The sequence below is a fragment of the Hydrogenophaga taeniospiralis CCUG 15921 genome (assembly GCF_001592305.1).
GTDB classification, from domain to species: Bacteria; Pseudomonadota; Gammaproteobacteria; order Burkholderiales; family Burkholderiaceae_C; genus Hydrogenophaga; species Hydrogenophaga taeniospiralis.
On sequence record NZ_BCWR01000004.1, the window covers coordinates 201,740 to 218,354 of the forward strand.

The 16,615-nt window shown below is 68.5% G+C and carries 17 protein-coding genes; 10 read left to right on the top strand and 7 right to left on the bottom strand.

What is annotated here, in order from left to right; genetic code table 11:
* Positions 1 to 56 precede the first annotated feature (56 nt).
* Genes HTA01S_RS04915 through HTA01S_RS04930 form a run of 4 tightly spaced genes read left to right on the top strand, consistent with a single transcriptional unit; the run spans position 57 to position 4,024 of the window.
* Positions 57 to 845 (top strand): ABC transporter ATP-binding protein, encoded by a 789-nt coding sequence (locus HTA01S_RS04915; protein ID WP_068167465.1) that lies wholly within the window; start codon positions 57 to 59, stop codon positions 843 to 845.
* Positions 835 to 2,043 (top strand): ABC transporter permease, encoded by a 1,209-nt coding sequence (locus HTA01S_RS04920; RefSeq protein WP_068167466.1) that lies wholly within the window; start codon positions 835 to 837, stop codon positions 2,041 to 2,043. The genes HTA01S_RS04915 and HTA01S_RS04920 overlap by 11 nt, the downstream gene beginning before the upstream one ends.
* A 7-nt stretch (positions 2,044 to 2,050) precedes the next feature.
* On the top strand, positions 2,051 to 3,349 hold the full coding sequence (locus HTA01S_RS04925; RefSeq protein WP_084235859.1) for an alpha/beta hydrolase-fold protein: 1,299 nt from the start codon (positions 2,051 to 2,053) through the stop codon (positions 3,347 to 3,349).
* A gap of 39 nt (positions 3,350 to 3,388) precedes the next feature.
* Positions 3,389 to 4,024, top strand: a complete 636-nt coding sequence (locus HTA01S_RS04930) for a DUF2238 domain-containing protein (RefSeq protein WP_068167468.1) — start codon at positions 3,389 to 3,391, stop codon at positions 4,022 to 4,024.
* Between the two features lies 1 nt (position 4,025).
* Here the strand turns inward: HTA01S_RS04930 and purT are convergent, their stop codons facing one another.
* On the bottom strand, positions 4,026 to 5,228 hold the full coding sequence (purT, locus tag HTA01S_RS04935; protein ID WP_068167469.1) for a formate-dependent phosphoribosylglycinamide formyltransferase: 1,203 nt from the start codon (positions 5,226 to 5,228) through the stop codon (positions 4,026 to 4,028).
* A 34-nt stretch (positions 5,229 to 5,262) separates the two neighbouring features.
* Complete coding sequence (gene asd, locus HTA01S_RS04940) at positions 5,263 to 6,144, bottom strand: archaetidylserine decarboxylase (RefSeq protein WP_068167470.1); 882 nt, start codon at positions 6,142 to 6,144, stop codon at positions 5,263 to 5,265.
* Between the two features lie 87 nt (positions 6,145 to 6,231).
* On the opposite strand from asd, the gene HTA01S_RS04945 reads away from it, so the two are divergent.
* Together HTA01S_RS04945 and HTA01S_RS04950 are read left to right on the top strand one after the other, a co-directional pair.
* Positions 6,232 to 7,233: an ATP-binding cassette domain-containing protein gene (locus HTA01S_RS04945; RefSeq protein ID WP_084235860.1), complete on the top strand. Its 1,002-nt coding sequence runs from the start codon at positions 6,232 to 6,234 to the stop codon at positions 7,231 to 7,233.
* Between the two features lie 2 nt (positions 7,234 to 7,235).
* Positions 7,236 to 8,066 (top strand): ABC transporter permease, encoded by an 831-nt coding sequence (locus HTA01S_RS04950; RefSeq protein ID WP_068168105.1) that lies wholly within the window; start codon positions 7,236 to 7,238, stop codon positions 8,064 to 8,066.
* Between the two features lie 214 nt (positions 8,067 to 8,280).
* Here the strand turns inward: HTA01S_RS04950 and HTA01S_RS04955 are convergent, their stop codons facing one another.
* The 4 genes from HTA01S_RS04955 to HTA01S_RS04970 all read right to left on the bottom strand — a co-directional run bounded on the left by HTA01S_RS04955 (position 8,281) and on the right by HTA01S_RS04970 (position 12,782).
* Positions 8,281 to 8,547 (bottom strand): hypothetical protein, encoded by a 267-nt coding sequence (locus HTA01S_RS04955; protein WP_157571974.1) that lies wholly within the window; start codon positions 8,545 to 8,547, stop codon positions 8,281 to 8,283.
* 208 nt (positions 8,548 to 8,755) lie between these two features.
* Positions 8,756 to 9,886 carry a YbdK family carboxylate-amine ligase gene (locus HTA01S_RS04960; RefSeq protein ID WP_068167472.1) on the bottom strand — a complete coding sequence of 377 codons (1,131 nt, stop codon included), beginning with the start codon at positions 9,884 to 9,886 and terminating at the stop codon, positions 8,756 to 8,758.
* 10 nt (positions 9,887 to 9,896) lie between these two features.
* Positions 9,897 to 11,084 carry a cation:proton antiporter gene (locus tag HTA01S_RS04965; RefSeq protein ID WP_068167473.1) on the bottom strand — a complete coding sequence of 396 codons (1,188 nt, stop codon included), beginning with the start codon at positions 11,082 to 11,084 and terminating at the stop codon, positions 9,897 to 9,899.
* A 138-nt stretch (positions 11,085 to 11,222) separates the two neighbouring features.
* Positions 11,223 to 12,782: a hypothetical protein gene (locus tag HTA01S_RS04970; RefSeq protein ID WP_157571975.1), complete on the bottom strand. Its 1,560-nt coding sequence runs from the start codon at positions 12,780 to 12,782 to the stop codon at positions 11,223 to 11,225.
* A gap of 81 nt (positions 12,783 to 12,863) precedes the next feature.
* On the opposite strand from HTA01S_RS04970, the gene HTA01S_RS04975 reads away from it, so the two are divergent.
* Positions 12,864 to 13,454, top strand: coding sequence for a hypothetical protein (locus tag HTA01S_RS04975; protein ID WP_068167475.1), 591 nt, complete (start codon positions 12,864 to 12,866; stop codon positions 13,452 to 13,454).
* Here the strand turns inward: HTA01S_RS04975 and HTA01S_RS04980 are convergent, their stop codons facing one another.
* The gene (locus HTA01S_RS04980) at positions 13,455 to 14,342 is read right to left on the bottom strand and encodes a class I SAM-dependent methyltransferase (protein WP_068167476.1); all 888 of its coding nucleotides are present in this window, start codon (positions 14,340 to 14,342) and stop codon (positions 13,455 to 13,457) included.
* A 57-nt stretch (positions 14,343 to 14,399) separates the two neighbouring features.
* On the opposite strand from HTA01S_RS04980, the gene HTA01S_RS04985 reads away from it, so the two are divergent.
* The 3 genes from HTA01S_RS04985 to HTA01S_RS04995 all read left to right on the top strand — a co-directional run bounded on the left by HTA01S_RS04985 (position 14,400) and on the right by HTA01S_RS04995 (position 16,588).
* On the top strand, positions 14,400 to 15,458 hold the full coding sequence (locus tag HTA01S_RS04985) for a serine/threonine protein kinase (RefSeq protein ID WP_068167477.1): 1,059 nt from the start codon (positions 14,400 to 14,402) through the stop codon (positions 15,456 to 15,458).
* Between the two features lie 197 nt (positions 15,459 to 15,655).
* The gene (locus tag HTA01S_RS04990; protein ID WP_068167478.1) at positions 15,656 to 16,105 is read left to right on the top strand and encodes a MarR family winged helix-turn-helix transcriptional regulator; all 450 of its coding nucleotides are present in this window, start codon (positions 15,656 to 15,658) and stop codon (positions 16,103 to 16,105) included.
* Positions 16,106 to 16,156: 51 nt separating this feature from the next.
* A complete protein-coding gene (locus tag HTA01S_RS04995) occupies positions 16,157 to 16,588 on the top strand; it encodes an organic hydroperoxide resistance protein (protein ID WP_068167479.1) in 432 nt (143 codons plus the stop codon).
* Positions 16,589 to 16,615 lie beyond the last annotated feature (27 nt).

Here is a 16,615-nt window from a genome sequence, read left to right on the forward strand (position 1 = left end):
CGCTGCCCCCCGAGGGGGCTGATCCGGCTTGGGGCGGCCCGGCGCCGGATCGCGCTGTGAGCGGCCCCCCCCTGATCCGCCTGCGCGGCATCACCAAGACCTACGGCGAAGGCAACACAGCCTTCCAGGCCTTGAAAGGCGTGGACCTGGACATCCACCAGGGCGAATTCGTCGCCATCATGGGTCCCAGCGGCTCGGGCAAGTCCACCGCCATGAACACCCTGGGCTGCCTGGACGTGCCCACCACCGGCGACTACCTGTTTCGCGGCGTGCACGTGGAAGCGCTCTCGCGCGACGAGCGTGCGCGCCTGAGGCGGCGTTATTTCGGCTTCGTGTTCCAGGGCTTCCACCTGCTGGCGCGCACCTCGGCGCAGGAAAACGTGGAACTGCCCCTGATCTACCGTGGCGAGCCCGCGGCTTCGCGGCACAGCCTGGCCCAGCGCGCGCTGGAAAAGGTGGGCCTCAAGGGCTGGGAGCACCACACGCCGGGTGAACTTTCGGGCGGGCAACAACAGCGCGTGGCGATCGCGCGAGCCATCGTCACCGAGCCGCAGGTGCTGCTGGCCGACGAACCCACCGGCAACCTCGACACCCACCGCAGCCAGGAGATCATGGAACTGCTCTGGCGCCTGAACGCCGAACAGGGCATCACCGTGCTGATGGTCACGCACGAACCCGACATGGCGGCGTATGCCAAACGCATGGTGCGCTTCGTGGACGGCGTGGTCGAGAGCGACGAGCCCAACCCGCATCCTGTGGCGCTGCAGACGGGCGCGGCGCACCAGACCGTGAGCGACGCGGAAGTCTCGGGCACCGCCGGCGAGGAGGCTCCGCATGTGGCTTAACACGCTGCTGCTCGCGCTGCGCTCCATCCGCCGCAACCTGCTGCGCTCCTTCCTCACCATCCTTGGCATCGTGATCGGTGTGAGCGCGGTGATCACCATGGTCACGGTGGGCAATGGCGCCACGGCCGCGGTGCAGAACCAGATTTCGGGCCTGGGCACCAACCTGCTGCAGGTGCGCCCCGGCCAACGCATGGGGCCGGGTGGCGGTGGTGGCGGTGCGCCCGCCTTCAAGGAAAGCGACGGCGAAGCCATCGCCGCGCAGATCGGCGGCATCGCCGCGGTCGCGCCCGAAGCGCGCACCGGCTCCGTGCTTGTGGCCAACGGCCGCAACTGGAGCAGCAGCGTGATCGGCAGCACCAACGAATGGCTCACCACCGGCAACTGGAAGATCGCCGACGGCCGCGCGTTCAGCAACGACGAATTGCGCGCAGGCGGCGCGGTCTGCCTGATCGGTCAGACCGTGCAGCGCGAGCTCTTCGGCAGCACCAGCGCGGTGGGCGCGCAACTGCGCGTCAAGGCCATGAGCTGCGAGGTTGTCGGCACGCTGGCCTCGAAAGGCCAGGGCGCTTTCGGCAACGACCAGGACGACCTGGTGCTCATGCCGATCAAGACCCTGCAACGCCGCATCGTCGGCCACACGCGGGTGAACACCCTGCTGGTGTCCATGAGCGACGGAGCGGACGCCTCGCGCGTGACCGCGACCATCACCCAGCTGCTGCGCGAACGCCGCAAGCTGGCCGAGACCGACGAAGACAACTTCAACGTGCTCGACACCAAACAACTCGCCGAAACGCTCTCGGGCACCACCAAGATCATGACCATGCTGCTCGGCGCGGTGGCCGCGGTGAGCCTGCTGGTGGGCGGCATCGGCATCATGAACATCATGCTGGTGAGCGTGACCGAGCGCACGCGCGAGATCGGCCTGCGCCTGGCCATCGGCGCGCTGGAGCGCGAGGTGCTGCTGCAGTTCCTGATTGAGGCCGTGGTGCTGGCCGCACTCGGCGGACTCATCGGCATCGTGCTGGCCACCGGCGCCTCGCTCGGCCTCTCGGCGCTGATGAACGTGCCCTACCAGTTCAACCTGAGCGTGAACCTGTTGAGCTTCGTGTTTTCAGCGGCGATCGGTGTGTTGTTCGGCTACTTCCCGGCGCGGCGCGCGGCACGGCTGAATCCGATCGACGCGCTGCGGCACGAGTGAGGCCTGGATGCACAGGACAGCCCAGGCCCGACTCCCATCACGCCGTCGCTTTCTGGCCGCCGGTCTGAGCGCCGGCATCACCGTGTGGATGGCCCCCGGCCTGTCGGCCCGCGCCGACACCGCCGTGCCGCTGCGCGGCGCCACCGCCATCACACAAGTGTTCGGTGAAGGCCAGAAGCTCACCGCCATCGCCCTGGCCTACGACGCCGACATCGACACCACCAGCCTCGGCCCCGCCAGCTACCGCGTGGACGGGCGCACCATCACCCGCGTCTACGCCAACACCCAGGCGGCAACGGCCGAACAGGGGCGCAACGGCCGCTTCGTGATCGTGGAACTGTCGCCCGACGACCCGCAGGCCCTGCTCTACCTGCAGGACAGGCGCACCATCACACGCAAACCGGCAAAGGCCACCATCACCCAGATGGCCCCCGTGCTCAGCGCCGACCAGCGCAGGCTCGCGCCCAGTGCGCAAGCGGTGCAGACGAACGCCGTGATCGATCAGGTCGTGGACGGGTTCCGGCCCCTGGAGTATGTGGATGCCAGGACCGGTGACACCTTGAAATACAACCTGTTCGTGCCGCGCAACCACGACCCGGCCAAACGCTACCCGCTGGTGCTCTTCATGCACGACGCGGGCGCCAGCAGCACCGTGACCGACACCACGCTGGTGCAGGGCCTGGGCGCGGTCTGCTGGGCCAGCCCGGCCGACCAGGCCCGGCGCGAGGCCTTTGTGCTGGCGCCGCAGTACCCCGAACCCATCGTCACCGACCGGTCCGAGGCCACGGAGTACCTGGATCTGACGGTGGATCTGGTGCACCAGCTCGCCGACCAGTACAACATCGACAAGAGCCGGATCTACGCCACCGGCCAGTCGGGCGGCGCGATGATGGGCATCGCCATGAACATCAAGTACCCCGACCTGTTCGCGGCGTCGTTCCTGGTGGCCGGCCAGTGGGACCCGGCGCTGGTGAAGCCGCTGGCGCGCCAGAAGCTGTGGATCGTCGTCTCGCAGGGCGACCCCAAGGCCTACCCGGGTCAGAACGCCATCACCGCGGTGCTGGAGCAGGCCGGCGCCCAGGTGGCGCGCGCCGTGTGGAACGGCCGTTCCACCCCGGCCGAGTTCGCCGCCGCCGTGCGCCAGCTCGAAGCACAGGGCGCGACCATCCACTACGTCGCGCTGGAGAAAGGCAGCGTGGTGCCCCCCGGCCAGGCCGACGACGCGGGCAGCCACCACGTGAACACGTGGCGCATCGCCTACGGCATCGAAGGCATCCGCGACTGGATGTTCCGGCAGCGCCGCTGAGCCCCCCGGCGACTCGAACCGCCCCGTTAACATGCGCGCATGCCGACCCCACACCCCTCCCTGAGCGCGCGCGGCCTGGCCGTCTATTCCGTGGCCCTGCTGGCCTTGCTGGCCCTCTCGGGCATCCGGCCGCTGGAACTGGACACCTGGGCCATGGAGGTGGCGCCGGTGTTCATCGCCCTGCCCCTGCTCTGGCTCACCTGGCGGCGCTTTCCACTCACGCCGCTGGTCTATGCGCTGATCTTCGTGCACGCGCTGGTCCTGATGCTGGGCGGCCACTACACCTATGCCCAGGTGCCGCTGGGCTTCTGGATGCAGGAGCTGATGGGCCTGGCGCGCAATCCCTACGACGGCATCGGCCACCTGGCCCAGGGTTTCGTGCCCGCCATGGTGGCGCGCGAGCTGCTGCTGCGCCACACCCCGCTGCGCCCGGGCGCCTGGCTGTTCACCCTGGTGGTGGCGGTCTGTGGCGCCATCAGCGCGCTCTACGAACTCATCGAATGGAGCGCGGCCGCCGCGATCGGCGCCGGGGCCGAGGCCTTCCTGGGCACGCAGGGCGACCCCTGGGACACGCAAAAAGACATGGCGCTAGCCTTCATCGGCGCCATCGCGGCGCAGTGGCTGCTGGCGCGCTGGCACGACGCGCAGCTCGCGCGCATAGCGCCCGCCCGCTGAATCAAGCCACCCGGGGCTTGACCTTGGACGCGGCCAGCTTGGCCTGCGTGCGGGCCACTTCCACGTCGGCGTCAAACACCAGCGCCACGCCCATGCGGCGCTTCACGAAGCTCTCGGGTTTGCCGAACAGGCGGATCTCGCTGTGGGGCACGCGCAGAGCGTCGTCCACCCCGTCGAAAGCGATGCCCCGGGCCTCCACGCCACCGTAGATCACGGCGCTGGCACCCGGGCTCTTGAGCGTGGTGTCCACCGGCAGGCCCAGGATGGCGCGGGCGTGCAGCTCGAATTCGTTCTGCCACTGGGTGATCATGGTCACCATGCCGGTGTCGTGCGGGCGTGGGCTGACTTCGCTGAACCAGACCTGATCGCCCTTGACGAACAGCTCCACGCCAAACAGGCCCTGGCCGCCGAGGTTGTCGGTCACGGTCTTCGCGATGCGGCGCGACTCGGCCAGCGCGGCCGGCGTCATCGGGTGCGGCTGCCAGCTCTCCACGTAGTCGCCGCTCACCTGCACATGGCCGATGGGATCGCAGAAATGGGTCTGCACCTGGCCCTGGGCATCCAGCGCGCGCACGGTGAGCTGGGTGATCTCGTAGTCGAAGGCAATGAAGCCTTCCACGATCACCCGCCCCGGGCCGACCCGGCCACCGGCCATCGCGTAGTCCCAGGCTTTCTGCACATCGGCCGGGCCGTCGATCTTGCTCTGGCCCTTGCCCGAACTGCTCATCACCGGCTTGACGATGCAGGGGTAACCGATCCCCCCGTCGATGGCCGCCTGCAGCTCGTCCAGCGAATCGCAGAACTGGTAGGGGCTGGTCGGCAGGCCCAGGGTCTCGGCGGCGAGGCGGCGGATGCCTTCGCGGTCCATGGTCAGGCGCGCGGCGCGCGCAGTGGGGATCACACGCACCACACCCTCGGCCTCCAGTTGCTCCAGCATGGGCGTGGCAATGGCCTCGATCTCGGGCACCACCAGGTGCGGGCGCTCAGCCTCGATCAGCGCTTGGAGCTGGGCCGGATCGCTCATGGTGATGGTGCGGGCGTGGTGCGCCACCTGCTGGCCCGGCGCGTTGTCGTAACGGTCCACGGCGATGGTCTCCACGCCCAGGCGCTGCAGCGCGATCAGCACCTCTTTGCCGAGCTCGCCGGAGCCGAGCAGCATCACTTTGGTGGCCGAGGGAGACAGGGGGGTGCCGAGGGTGGTCATGGGGTGTCCTGGAGGGGTGGTCGGTTCAAGGGGTTCAGGGGCGGCGCCCGCCCAGCACGGCCTCGCCCATGGCCTCGCCCATGCGCACGCCCTGCCCGGCGAGCCACTGCGGGTTGAAGTCAATGGTGTCCTTGGGCCAGAGCAGCACCACGGTGGAGCCGAGCAGGAAGCAGCCCATTTCTTCCCCCTGGCGCAACATGTACTGCTGGTCGTCGTAGCGCCATTCGCGCACCTGGCCCGGGCGCGGCGGGTTCACCACGCCGTGCCACACGGTGGCCATGCTGCCGACGATGGTGGCGCCCACCAGCACCTGCACGAAGGGGCGCGTCTCGCCGCTCTCGCCGTGGGGCACGTCGAACACGCAGACCACGCGCTCGTTGCGCGCGAACAGGCCGGGCACGCCACGCGCCGTGGTCGGGTTGACAGAGAACAGATCCCCCGGCACGTGGATCATGCGGCGCAGGCGCGCGGCGCTGGGCATGTGGATGCGGTGGTAGTCCTTGGGGCTGAGGTAGATGGTGGCGAAGGCGCCGTCGTCGAACTGCGCGGCCAGTTCGGCGTCGCCGCCCACCAGGGCGCGCGTGCTGTAGTGGTGGCCCTTGGCCTGGAAGATCTGGTCGCGTTCGATGGCGCCGTACTGGCTGATCGCGCCGTCCACCGGGCAGACGAAGGCCGAGCGCGCCAGCGGCCGCACACCGGGCTTGAGCGCGCGGGTGAAGAAGGCGTTGAAGGTGGCGTAGCTGCGCGGATCGGGATTGACCGCCTCGTCCATGTTGACCCCGTAGCGGCGGATGAACCAGGGGATCACGTTGTGGGTCCACCAGGTGGCGCGGGAGCCGGCGCACCAGCCGGCGAACACGGTGATCGCCCGCTTGGGCAACAGGTATTGCAGAACAACGGCTGGGGATAAGGACACGTCTGGTGGCTCGCGTGGGCTGCTGGGTGACCGCTGGTCAGGCTGGCCGACATTGTAGGTGGGGTGCCAGCGGGCACAATCCCATCCATGAGCGCAGCGCCGGGCCGTTCCCCGGCCAGCGCGCACCGCAGCCCGCAGGGCGAAGGCACTCCCGTGAACAAACCCCTCTTCGAATGCCAGCACCTCGCCAAGCGCTATGGCGACACCACCGTGGTGGACGACCTGTCGTTCCGCATCGCGCCGGGCGAATGCCTGGGCGTGATCGGCCCCAACGGCGCGGGAAAGACCACCACCATCCGCATGTGCCTGGGCCTGACCACCCCGGACGCGGGCAGCATCACCGCCTTCGGCCTGGACATGCCGCGCGATGCGCTGGCCATCAAGGCGCAGCTGGGCGTGGTGAGCCAGATCGACACGCTGGACCCGGACTTTTCCTGCGCCGAAAACCTGCTGGTCTATGGCCGCTATTTCGGCATGGGCGCCGCGCAGATCCGGCCCCGCATCCCGCAGTTGCTGGAGTTCGCCGCCCTCTCGCACAAGGCTGACGCCAAGCCGGGTGAACTCTCGGGCGGCATGAAGCGGCGCCTGTCGCTGGCGCGCGCGCTGGTGAACGACCCGCAGTTGCTGATGCTGGACGAACCCACCACCGGGCTGGACCCGCAGGCGCGCCACCTGATGTGGGAACGCCTGCAGCAACTGCTGCAGCAAGGCAAGAGCATCCTGCTGACCACGCACTTCATGGACGAGGCCGAGCGCCTGTGCTCGCGCCTGCTGGTGCTGGACCACGGCCGCAAGATCGCCGAAGGCCGCCCCCGCGAACTGATCGCGCAACACCTGGAACCCGACGTGGTGGAGGTCTACGGCAACGGCGCGCTCGCACTGGCCCAGGCCCCCGAACACGCCGCCCTGCGCGCGCTGGCGGCACGCGTGGAGGTGAGCGGTGAGACGGTGTTTTTCTACACCGCGCAAGCCATGCCCCTGCTGGCCGCGCTGGGCCAACACCACCAGTTGCGCACGCTGCACCGGCCGGCGAACCTGGAAGACCTGTTTCTGAAACTCACCGGTCGGCAAATCCGGGAGGACGGATGAACATGAACACAAGCACCGTGACCACACCCCCTTCGCACTGGGCAATTCCCCGGCTTTCCACCCGCTGGTGGCCGGTTTTCCTGCGCAATCTGCTGGTCTGGAAGAAGCTCGCCATTCCCAGCCTGGTGGGCAACATCGCCGAGCCGCTGATGTGGCTGGTGGCGTTCGGCTACGGTATGGGCGCGCTGGTGGGCCAGGTGACCATCACCACGCCACAGGGCGACACGGCCGTGCCCTACATCCTGTTCCTGGCCAGCGGCAGCATCTGCATGAGCGCGATGAACGCGGCCAGCTTCGAGGCGCTGTACTCGGCGTTTTCGCGCATGCACGTGCAAAAGACCTGGGACGGCATCATGAACGCGCCGGTGAGCCTGGACGACGTGGTGCTGGCCGAGATGTTGTGGGCCGGCTTCAAGGCGCTGTTTTCGGTCACGGCCATCATGGCCGTGATGCTGGGCCTGGGTATCAGCCATTCGCCCAAACTCCTGCTGGCCTGGCCGGTGTTGCTGGGGGTGGGCATCACGTTTTCGTGCATCGCCCTGGTGTTCAACGCCCTGGCCCAGGGCTACGACTTCTTCACCTACTACTTCACCCTGTTCCTGACCCCGATGATGTTCCTCTCCGGGGTGTTCTTTCCACGGGAACAACTGCCTGGGGTGGTGCGCGCCATTTCCGACTGGCTGCCGCTGACCAACGCGGTGGAGCTGGTGCGCCCCCTGTTCATGGACCAGTGGCCCGAACAGCCCTGGTTGCACGTCCTGGTCCTGCTGGTCTACACCGTGGCCGCCTTCTGGTTGGCGCTGGCCCTAACCCGCAAGCGATTTTCTAGATAAGTCCACCCCCGCGCCGGGCTTTGCCCGTCACCCCCTCAAGGGGGCGGCACTGGCGGCCCGGCAAAGCCGGTTCCGCGGTGCCCTGGACCGACTTCCCCTCTCCGGCGCATGTTACCCAGTCGAGAACGCGGCGGAACTGGCTTTGCCAGGCCGCTCGCGTTGCCCCTTGAGGGGCTGAGCGGCCACACGCAGTGGGCAAGCGATGGGGGTGGGCTCAGTGCACGGCTTGCAGCGCCGGCTGGGCTTCGACGTAGTTGTCGATGCCGCTGTCCATGAACTCTTCGGCGTCGATCACGGCGTCGTAGTCGCGCACGGCGATGCGGTCGATGCCGTGGGTCTTGGGAATCAGCGGCTTGTCCAGCGGGCGGCAGACGCGCTGGCGCAGGCTCCGCAGGTTCATGCTGCTCTCCATGGCGGTGATCACGGCTTCCGGATCGAGCATGAGGACGAAGGGATTGAGGCGGCGGTGGATGGAGTTCATGGCGGTGTCCTGGCTGAAAAGGGGCTGGTGATGAAACGTTTGTCGATGTGACAAACTGTATTCAGCCTGTATCAATTGGTTAAGTCGGCGCACCGCCATTCAGGCTGTAGGAAGTTGCCTGACAAGCCCGGAACTGACCGGTTTTCACCCCCCAGTTCTCAGCCGTGCAACCGCAACCGCCACCCCGGCCTCAAAACCGCTCAGCCGCTCAGGGCTTCGGACCGAAACGCAGCGCCTCCACGCTGGCGCGCACCACGCCCTGCACGCTGCCGCTCTCGGCGTACTGCTTGCGCAGGTAGGTGGCGTGGTTGCCGTCGCGCGCGGCGGTGCGTTCGATCTCGTCGAGCGCGGCCAGCGAGTTCAGGGCCACGCCGTGCGGCGTGAGGTGGCGCAGCGTGGCCAGGATGTCCTCGCGGATGCTGATCTGCTCGCGCGTCTTGGGGTTGACCATCATGCCGTCCAGCCCGAAGCGGCAGGCCTGGAAACGGTTATAGGTGTAGACGAGGTAGTCGTCCTCTTCGGGCGGCGGCTCGCGGCGTTCCAGCAGGTGGCGGCACAGCGCCTGCAGGTAGCAGGCCAGGCCGGCGGCGCGCTCCACGGTTAGCGGCGTGTCGCACACGCGCAGCTCGATGGTGCCGTACTCGGGCTTGGGCCGGATGTCCCAGTAGAAGTCCTTCATGGACTTGACCACGCCGGTGCTCTCCATCTTGGTGAAGTACACGTTGGCGAACTCTTCCCAGCTCAGCACGAAGGGCGCGCGCCCGCTCAAGGGGAAGGCGAACACCGAGTTCAGGCGCGCCGAGTCGAACAGGGTGTCCACCCCCTGCGAGAACGGCGACGAGGCCGAGAGCGCGATGAAGTGCGGCACATAGCGGTTGAGCGAATGCAGCAGGAACAGCGCCTCGTCGGCCGACGCGCAGCCGATGTGCACGTGCTGGCCGAACACGGTGAACTGCTTGGCGAGGTAGCCGTACAGGCCCGAGAGCTGCTGGAAGCGCGGCTTGGAAAAGATGCGCTGCTCGAACCAGCGCTGGAACGGGTGGGTGCCGCCGCCGGCGATCTCGATGTTGAGCCGGTCGCCGGCGTGCACCAGCGTGTCGCGGATCTGCTGCAGTTGCGCCAGCAGCGGGCCATGTTCGCGCTGCACGTCGGTGGCGATCTCGATCATGCTCTGCGTCATCTCGGGCGTGACCACGCCGGGGAAGGGCTTGCGGCGCAGCAGTTCGAGCAGGTCGTTGGCGCTGCTGGAAAGGTCCATGTCGTAGGTGTTGACGAGCTGCAGTTCCAGCTCCACGCCCATGGTCAGCGAGTCGGAGGCTTTGAAGGTTTCCAGTGGCATGAGAGAGCTCCTATTCCTTGGTCACGTGGGTTTCGTGGGCGGCCAGCAGTGCGCGCTGGGTGACCACGGGCCCGAACAGTTCCAGCACCAGCATCATCGCGGCCATGGACGAGAGCACGTGTGCCGCGGGCTCGAACCCGTAGAGGCGGCTCTGTTCGAGCAACAGGATGGCGAAGGCCGACATGGGGGTGAGCGCCAGGCCCGTGAGCAGGCCCTTGCGCTCGGTGCTGCCCGAGAGGCGCGCCGCCGCCACGCTGCAGCCCACCTTGGTGGCGGTCCGCACCACGATCAGCGCCAGGCCGAGCAGCATGCCGGTCCAGACGTCGGCCCAGTTCAGCAGCGAGGCGATGTAGACGAACAGGAACACGGTGAGCAGGTCGCCCGCGGTGCCGAAGCCGCGCTGCGCATTGGTCAGGTGCACGCGGCGCTCGCGCGCGACGATGCCGAAGGTGAGCGCGGCCAGCAGGGGCGAGAGCTTCAGGCCGTAGGCCATGGTGGTGAGCAGCACCACCGCCAGCGCGAACACCACGGTCACGTCACGCGCCTGCACGCGCTGGGCGCGCAACAGCCACGGAGCGGCCACACCGAGCAGCGCGCCCACCGCCACCGAAGTGACCAGCACGTGCACGCTGCCGAACGCCGCCAGCACCAGGTCTCCCGAGGTGCTCAGGTGCCAGTAGCCCACCACCAGATTGAAGGCCAGCACCGAGACCAGGCAGTTGATGGCGCACAGGTGCAGCACGCGCTCGGTCACCTGGCCGGCGCTGCGCAGGTCGTTGGCCACGCGCACGATGCCCGCCGGCGAAGCCGAGACGGACAAGGAAGCGAAGATGAGGCGGGTGTCGGTGGCCAGGTCGAACCAGCCGCTGGCCAGGTAGACCGCGGCGAAGGTCAGGGCCGACTCCACCAGGCCCAGCGCCATCACCCAGGGGTTGTGGCGGAACCAGCGCAGGTTGATGCGGTAGCCGAGCTCGAACAGCACCAGCGACAGCGCCACATTGGCCAGGAACGGCAGGCCGGGCACGGCATCGGTCAGGCCGGGCAGGTTGACCAGGCTGCCCAGCAGGCCCACCGCCACGTAGCTCGACACGCGCGGCACCTGCCAAGTTTCGTGCAGCCGTTCACCCAGGAACCAGGCGATCAACAGCACCAGCGGCCAGGCCATGGACTGCAGCAGAAACGGGAAATCGGTGACCATAAGCAGGCTCTCCTGAATGGGGACAAAGTTCCGGATGGCGGGTGTAACACACCCCGTCGGCCATCGGGCGAGTGGGTCGCAGCGGCGTGCGACGGTTGAAACAGTTCACAGCCTGAAAGACCGCCCGGGAACCGGGCCTCAGGGTGCGCCGAGTGACGGCTGCAACAGGAACCGCTCTTGCAGCAGCCGTGCATCGTCGAAATGCCGCCGTCCGACAAAGGCCGTCGGCTGGCGGCCCCATTGTCGCATCGCACCCGGGCTCTCGATACCCATGGGCCAGAACAGCAGGCGCTCGCCGCGCTCGGTGCCGGGCATGATGCCATGCGGCCAGAACGCGCTGCGGCGCCGGCCGTCGGCGCCGGGCAGGCTGCGCAGGCCGTCTTCATCGGCCAAGGCATAGGTCTGGTCCGGTGCGGCATCGGACGCCACTGTGGCCGCGGGTTCGGGGGCGACGCCCACCACCATGTGGCTGCCCGATTCGATCACCACCCGCAGCCGCTCGCCCACGCGCATGACCGGCAGCGTGGTGGGCACAAAGGCCCACTCGCTGCGCGCCTCGGGCGCCGGCCGGGGCACGAACGCGGGCGTGGGCACGAACAGGTGGTAACAACCGCAGGCGTGGATGCTGTCGAACAGCCACACCCGGCCGTCGGGCGCCAGGGTCAGGCGCATCACCACCGCGTCCACGGCGCCCGCGAGCAGGTCCAGCGAGCCTTCGGGCGGGCGCTGTGGAAACCACACGCTGTAGACCAGTTGCAGCAGGGTCTGCTCGCCGAACCGCGTGTGCGCCAGGCGCTGGTACACCACGGGCTGGCCAGCGTCCACCTGCGGCGCCGGGCCGTCGCCCCAGTGCAGGCGGCCGAACCGGTCGTGTGCGCCCCGGTTCTCGATCACCAGCACCGGGGCGTAGGCCTGCAGCAGGCGCTGGGTGGTGGCCGCGTCGGGCGACGGGATGCCCAGCGCGTCGTGGGGCACGGCGCCGAGCAGGGCCGCCACATCGGCGCCACCGGCAGCGCCTGAAACGGCGGCCGGCACATGGCGCTGCCAGCCCGCAGCTGTATCGATTCGCCCGCGTGTGTGAGCAAAGGTAGCGCTCCAGCGCTGCTGCCAGCGCTCGACGCCGGCAAAAAATGGCACCCGGGTCAGCGGGTACAGCCCCAGTGCGCGCCGCCAGTCGCTGTAGTCGTCGGGCACCCATGCGCGCTGCGCCAGGGTGCTCCGCAGCGCCGGGCGGGCCCCCACCTCGGCCCACAGCGTATCGGCACAACGCTGCGTGCGCGCGCCGGCACTGGCCACGTCCTGCACGCCCAGTTCGGCCAGCGCCGCCGCGGGCAGGTGGGCGCGCTCGAACGCACGCGCCTGCGCGTCCAGCGCCCGCAGGCGCGTGCCCCAGGCCTGGAAAGCCGCGTCGCTGCGCGCGGCGTCGTCACGAAACGAAGCGAGCAGGCGGTCGGTGCGCAGAAACGGGAAGCCCGCGATGGGCGCTGCGCCGCCGTCGCGCACATGGTGGGCGTCGATCACCGCGTCCAGGCGCTCGAACCACTGCAGGCACTGCTGCGCGGCCGGGTCCGAGGGCCACAACACCTGCGGGCCGGCGCCGTCCATCACGGCACAGCCGCCCAGCCCCAGCGACATCGCCAGCCCTATAGCAAAGCGGCGCAGACGGTTGGACATCCACAGGATTGAGAAACGAACCATGGCGCCATGGTAGTCCGGAGGCCTGCGGCTGCGCACATGGCTGGTTACATCCGCGCTCCGGCGATGTAGGTACCATCCGCCATGCTGAAAAAACCCTTACACACCCTGACCCTCACCCTGGCCCTGTTGATCGCCGCCACCGGCGCCAGCGCCCAGACCCCGGCGGCACCCGCCACCAAGAAGGAGCTGGTGGCCCGCCTGCTCAAGCTCCAGCAACCCGGCATCGAAGCCCTGGCGCGCGCCATGGCCGAACAGCCCGCGGCCCAGTTGCTCGACCGCGCCGACGTCATCCTGCCCAACGCGGTGAGCGCCGACCGGCGCGAGACCGTGGCCAAGGAGATCCAGGCCGACACCGCCAAATACCTGAACGAGACCGTGCCGCTGGTGACCACCCGCGCCGTCAAGCTCGCGCCCACCACCGTCGGCAGCCTGCTGGAAGAGAAGTTCAGCGAAGCCGAACTGCTCCAGATCGTGACCCTGCTGGAGTCCCCGGTCTACGCCAAGTACATGCAGCTCACGGGCAGCATGCAGAAGGCCCTGCAGGAAAAGCTGCTGGCCGACACGCGCGGCACCGTCGAACCCAAAGTCAAGCAGCTCGAACAATCGATCAGCAAGCGCCTGGGCGGCCCCGCCACACCGGCCAGCGCGCCCGCCAAACCCGCCGGCAAATAGTCAAGCCTGCAAGCCGCCCAGAAACCGGTCGTTCAAGGCCTGCAGCCCCAGCTCATCGAGCACCTGCTGCAGGCGCGCGCGGGCCCGGGCCTGTTGTGCGCTGTGGTCCGGCCCGGCCTTGCGGGCCAGGATCAGTTCGTTCTTCATGGAGTGCTCCCAGCCCACCAACTCGGTCACAGTGACGCCGTAGCCGTGCGCTTCGAGCTGCAGGCAGCGCAGCACGTTGGTGATCTGGCTGCCGAACTCGCGCGTGTGCAGCGGGTGGCGCCACAGTTCGGCCAGTGGTGTGCGCGCCAGGTTCAGCGCCTTGGTGCTGCGCATCACGCCCGCCACCTCGGCCTGGCAACACGGCACCAGCACCATGAAGCGCGCCTGCTTGGCCAGACCGAAGGCGATGGCGTCGTCGGTGGCGGTGTCGCAGGCGTGCAGCGCGGTCACCACGTCGATGCGCGGCGGCAGGTCGGGGTGGCTCAGCGCCTGCTGCACCGTGGTGGCCAGGAAGGCCATGCGATCAAAACCCAGCCGGGCCGCGAGTCCCTGCGATTTCGCCACCAGCTCGGCGCGCGACTCCACGCCGTACACGTGGCCCACCGGCTTGTCCTTGAAGAACAGGTCGTAGAGGATGAAGCCCAGGTAGGACTTGCCCGCGCCGTGGTCGGCCAGGGTCACGTCGCCACGCTCTTTCAGCACCTCGGCCAACAGCGGTTCGATGAACTGCACCAGGTGGTAGACCTGCTTGAGCTTGCGCCGCGTGTCCTGGTTGAGCTTGCCCTCGCGGGTGAGGATGTGCAGCTCCTTGAGCAGCTCCACCGACTGGCCCGGCCGCAGCTCGGGCAGTTGCTCCTCCAGGGTCTGGGGCGGGCGTTTTTTCAGGGCGGCTTTGGACATGCGCCGATCATAGGCGAGGCCTATGGCGGCGCCCCCTCGCCCCGGCGACAATCGCCCATGACCTCCGATGCCCCCCACCTCCACCCCTACACCGCCCTCACCCCCGACGTGGTGCAGGACGCGCTGGGCCAGATCGGCCTGTGGGGCGACGGGCGCATGGCCGCGCTCAACAGCTTCGAGAACCGGGTCTACCAGATCCATCTGGAAACGCCGCACGAGGGGCACGAGCAGGTGGTCGCCAAGTTCTACCGCCCCGAACGCTGGAGCGACGAACAGATCGCCGAAGAGCACGCCTTCGCGGCCGAACTGGTGGCGGCCGAAATCCCCGTGGTGCCGCCGCTGGTGGTCCAGGGGGCCACGCTGCACCACTTCGGTGGTTTCGCCTTTGCGGTGAGCCCGCGCCGCGGCGGACGCCGGCCCGAGCTGGACGACTTCGAGGTGCTCGAATGGATCGGCCGCTTTCTGGCGCGCATCCACACGGTGGGCGCATCGCGCCCCTTTGTCTGCCGCCCGGCGCTCGACGCTGCCACCTTCGCGCACGAGCCGCGCGACTGGCTGCTGCAGCACCAGGCCATCGCGCCCGAGGTGCGCACCGCCTGGACCGAAGCCCTGCAGGAGGCCCTGGCGCTGATCGAGGCGCACCCGGCGCTGCGCCCGCAGGCAGCTGACGCAGCGAAGGTAGACGCTGAAGGCGGCGGCATCGCCCGCATCCGGCTGCACGGCGACTGCCACCCCGGCAACATCCTCTGGACCCCCGAAGGCCAGCCCGGCGCCGGCCCGCATTTCGTGGACCTGGACGATGCGCGCACCGGCCCGGCGGTGCAGGACCTGTGGATGCTGCTCAGCGGCGACCGCCGCCAGCAGACGCAGCAGCTCGGCGCGCTGATCGACGGCTACGAACAGTTCCGACCCTTCGACCGGCGCGAACTCGCCCTGATCGAACCGCTGCGCACCCTGCGCCTGATCCACTACAGCGCCTGGCTGGCGCGGCGCTGGCAGGACCCGGCCTTCCCGGTCAACTTTCCCTGGTTCGGCAGCCGCGACTACTGGCAAAGCCAGGTCGACATGCTGGTCGAGCAGATCGAGGAAATGCAGGGCGAGCCGCTGATGGCGTAAAGGGCCTCCCCCGCGCCCGGCTGCGCCGGTCACCCCCTCAAGAGGGCGCCAGCAGCGACCCGGCAAAGCCGGTTCCGCGCTGGCCCCGGCCGAACCCCTTCGCACGACGCGTACCGCGCTCCGAAAAGACCTTCTCCTCAAAAAGGTTTCTAGCAATTAAATTGCACACAACTTAAATCAACCCTACAGTTCACCCCATGGCAACACCCGCTCTCAACCCCGACCAGGCCCTGCGGCTGGACAACCAGCTCTGCTTCGCGCTGTATTCCGCATCGCTGGCGATGACCAAGCTGTACAAGCCCCTGCTGGACGAACTGGGCCTGACCTACCCGCAGTACCTCGCCCTGCTGGTGCTGTGGGAGCAGGATGGCGTGACCGTGTCCGAACTCGGCGAGCGCCTTTACCTCGACTCCGGCACGCTCACCCCGCTGCTCAAGCGCATGGAAGCCGCCGGCCTGCTGTCGCGGCTGCGTGATGCGACCGACGAGCGCCGGGTACTGATCCGCCTGACCGCGGCGGGCCGCAAGCTCAAGACCCGCGCCGTGCGTCTGCCGGGCTGCGTGCTGCAGGCCACGCAATGCGAAGTGGCCGACGCCATGGCATTGACCCACCAGATCCAGGCGCTGCGCAACCGGCTCGTCGCCTGACCCTCTTTTTTCACCCGCTTCGCTGAAGCAACCACCCTCAAAGGAACCACCATGGCCACCTCTCTCGACAAAGTGATCTACACCGCCCGCGCCCACACCACCGGCGGTCGCGAAGGCAGCTCGCGCACCGACGACGGTCTGCTCGACATCAAACTGTCCCCGCCCAAGGTCATGGGTGGTGCCGGCAACGCGACCAACCCCGAACAGCTGTTCGCCGCGGGCTATTCGGCCTGCTTCATGGGCGCGCTCAAGCACGTCGCGGGCATGAAAAAGGTGGCCGTTCCGGCCGACGCGTCGATCGACGCCGAAGTGGACATTGGCCCTATCCCGGCCGGTTTCGGCATTGCCGCCCGCCTGACCGTGAGCCTGCCCGGTATGGACCGCGCCGTGGCGCAGGACCTGGTGGACACCGCGCACCAGGTGTGCCCGTATTCCAACGCCACGCGCGGCAACATCGACGTGACCATCGCCCTGGCCGACTGATCGGCCCCGGGCTCACGGCAGCGGGCG

What these genes read in the sequence shown, in the direction of transcription:
- HTA01S_RS04920 (WP_068167466.1), top strand. Translation starts at nt 835, where the DNA reads ATGTGGCTTAACACGCTGCTGCTCGCGCTGCGCTCCATCCGCCGCAAC.
- HTA01S_RS04925 (WP_084235859.1), top strand. Translation starts at nt 2,051, where the DNA reads ATGCACAGGACAGCCCAGGCCCGACTCCCATCACGCCGTCGCTTTCTG.
- HTA01S_RS04930 (WP_068167468.1), top strand. Translation starts at nt 3,389, where the DNA reads ATGCCGACCCCACACCCCTCCCTGAGCGCGCGCGGCCTGGCCGTCTAT.
- purT (WP_068167469.1), bottom strand. Translation starts at nt 5,228, where the DNA reads ATGACCACCCTCGGCACCCCCCTGTCTCCCTCGGCCACCAAAGTGATG.
- HTA01S_RS04945 (WP_084235860.1), top strand. Translation starts at nt 6,232, where the DNA reads ATGAGCGCAGCGCCGGGCCGTTCCCCGGCCAGCGCGCACCGCAGCCCG.
- HTA01S_RS04950 (WP_068168105.1), top strand. Translation starts at nt 7,236, where the DNA reads ATGAACACAAGCACCGTGACCACACCCCCTTCGCACTGGGCAATTCCC.
- HTA01S_RS04955 (WP_157571974.1), bottom strand. Translation starts at nt 8,547, where the DNA reads ATGAACTCCATCCACCGCCGCCTCAATCCCTTCGTCCTCATGCTCGAT.
- HTA01S_RS04960 (WP_068167472.1), bottom strand. Translation starts at nt 9,886, where the DNA reads ATGCCACTGGAAACCTTCAAAGCCTCCGACTCGCTGACCATGGGCGTG.
- HTA01S_RS04965 (WP_068167473.1), bottom strand. Translation starts at nt 11,084, where the DNA reads ATGGTCACCGATTTCCCGTTTCTGCTGCAGTCCATGGCCTGGCCGCTG.
- HTA01S_RS04970 (WP_157571975.1), bottom strand. Translation starts at nt 12,782, where the DNA reads ATGGTTCGTTTCTCAATCCTGTGGATGTCCAACCGTCTGCGCCGCTTT.
- HTA01S_RS04975 (WP_068167475.1), top strand. Translation starts at nt 12,864, where the DNA reads ATGCTGAAAAAACCCTTACACACCCTGACCCTCACCCTGGCCCTGTTG.
- HTA01S_RS04980 (WP_068167476.1), bottom strand. Translation starts at nt 14,342, where the DNA reads ATGTCCAAAGCCGCCCTGAAAAAACGCCCGCCCCAGACCCTGGAGGAG.
- HTA01S_RS04985 (WP_068167477.1), top strand. Translation starts at nt 14,400, where the DNA reads ATGACCTCCGATGCCCCCCACCTCCACCCCTACACCGCCCTCACCCCC.
- HTA01S_RS04990 (WP_068167478.1), top strand. Translation starts at nt 15,656, where the DNA reads ATGGCAACACCCGCTCTCAACCCCGACCAGGCCCTGCGGCTGGACAAC.
- HTA01S_RS04995 (WP_068167479.1), top strand. Translation starts at nt 16,157, where the DNA reads ATGGCCACCTCTCTCGACAAAGTGATCTACACCGCCCGCGCCCACACC.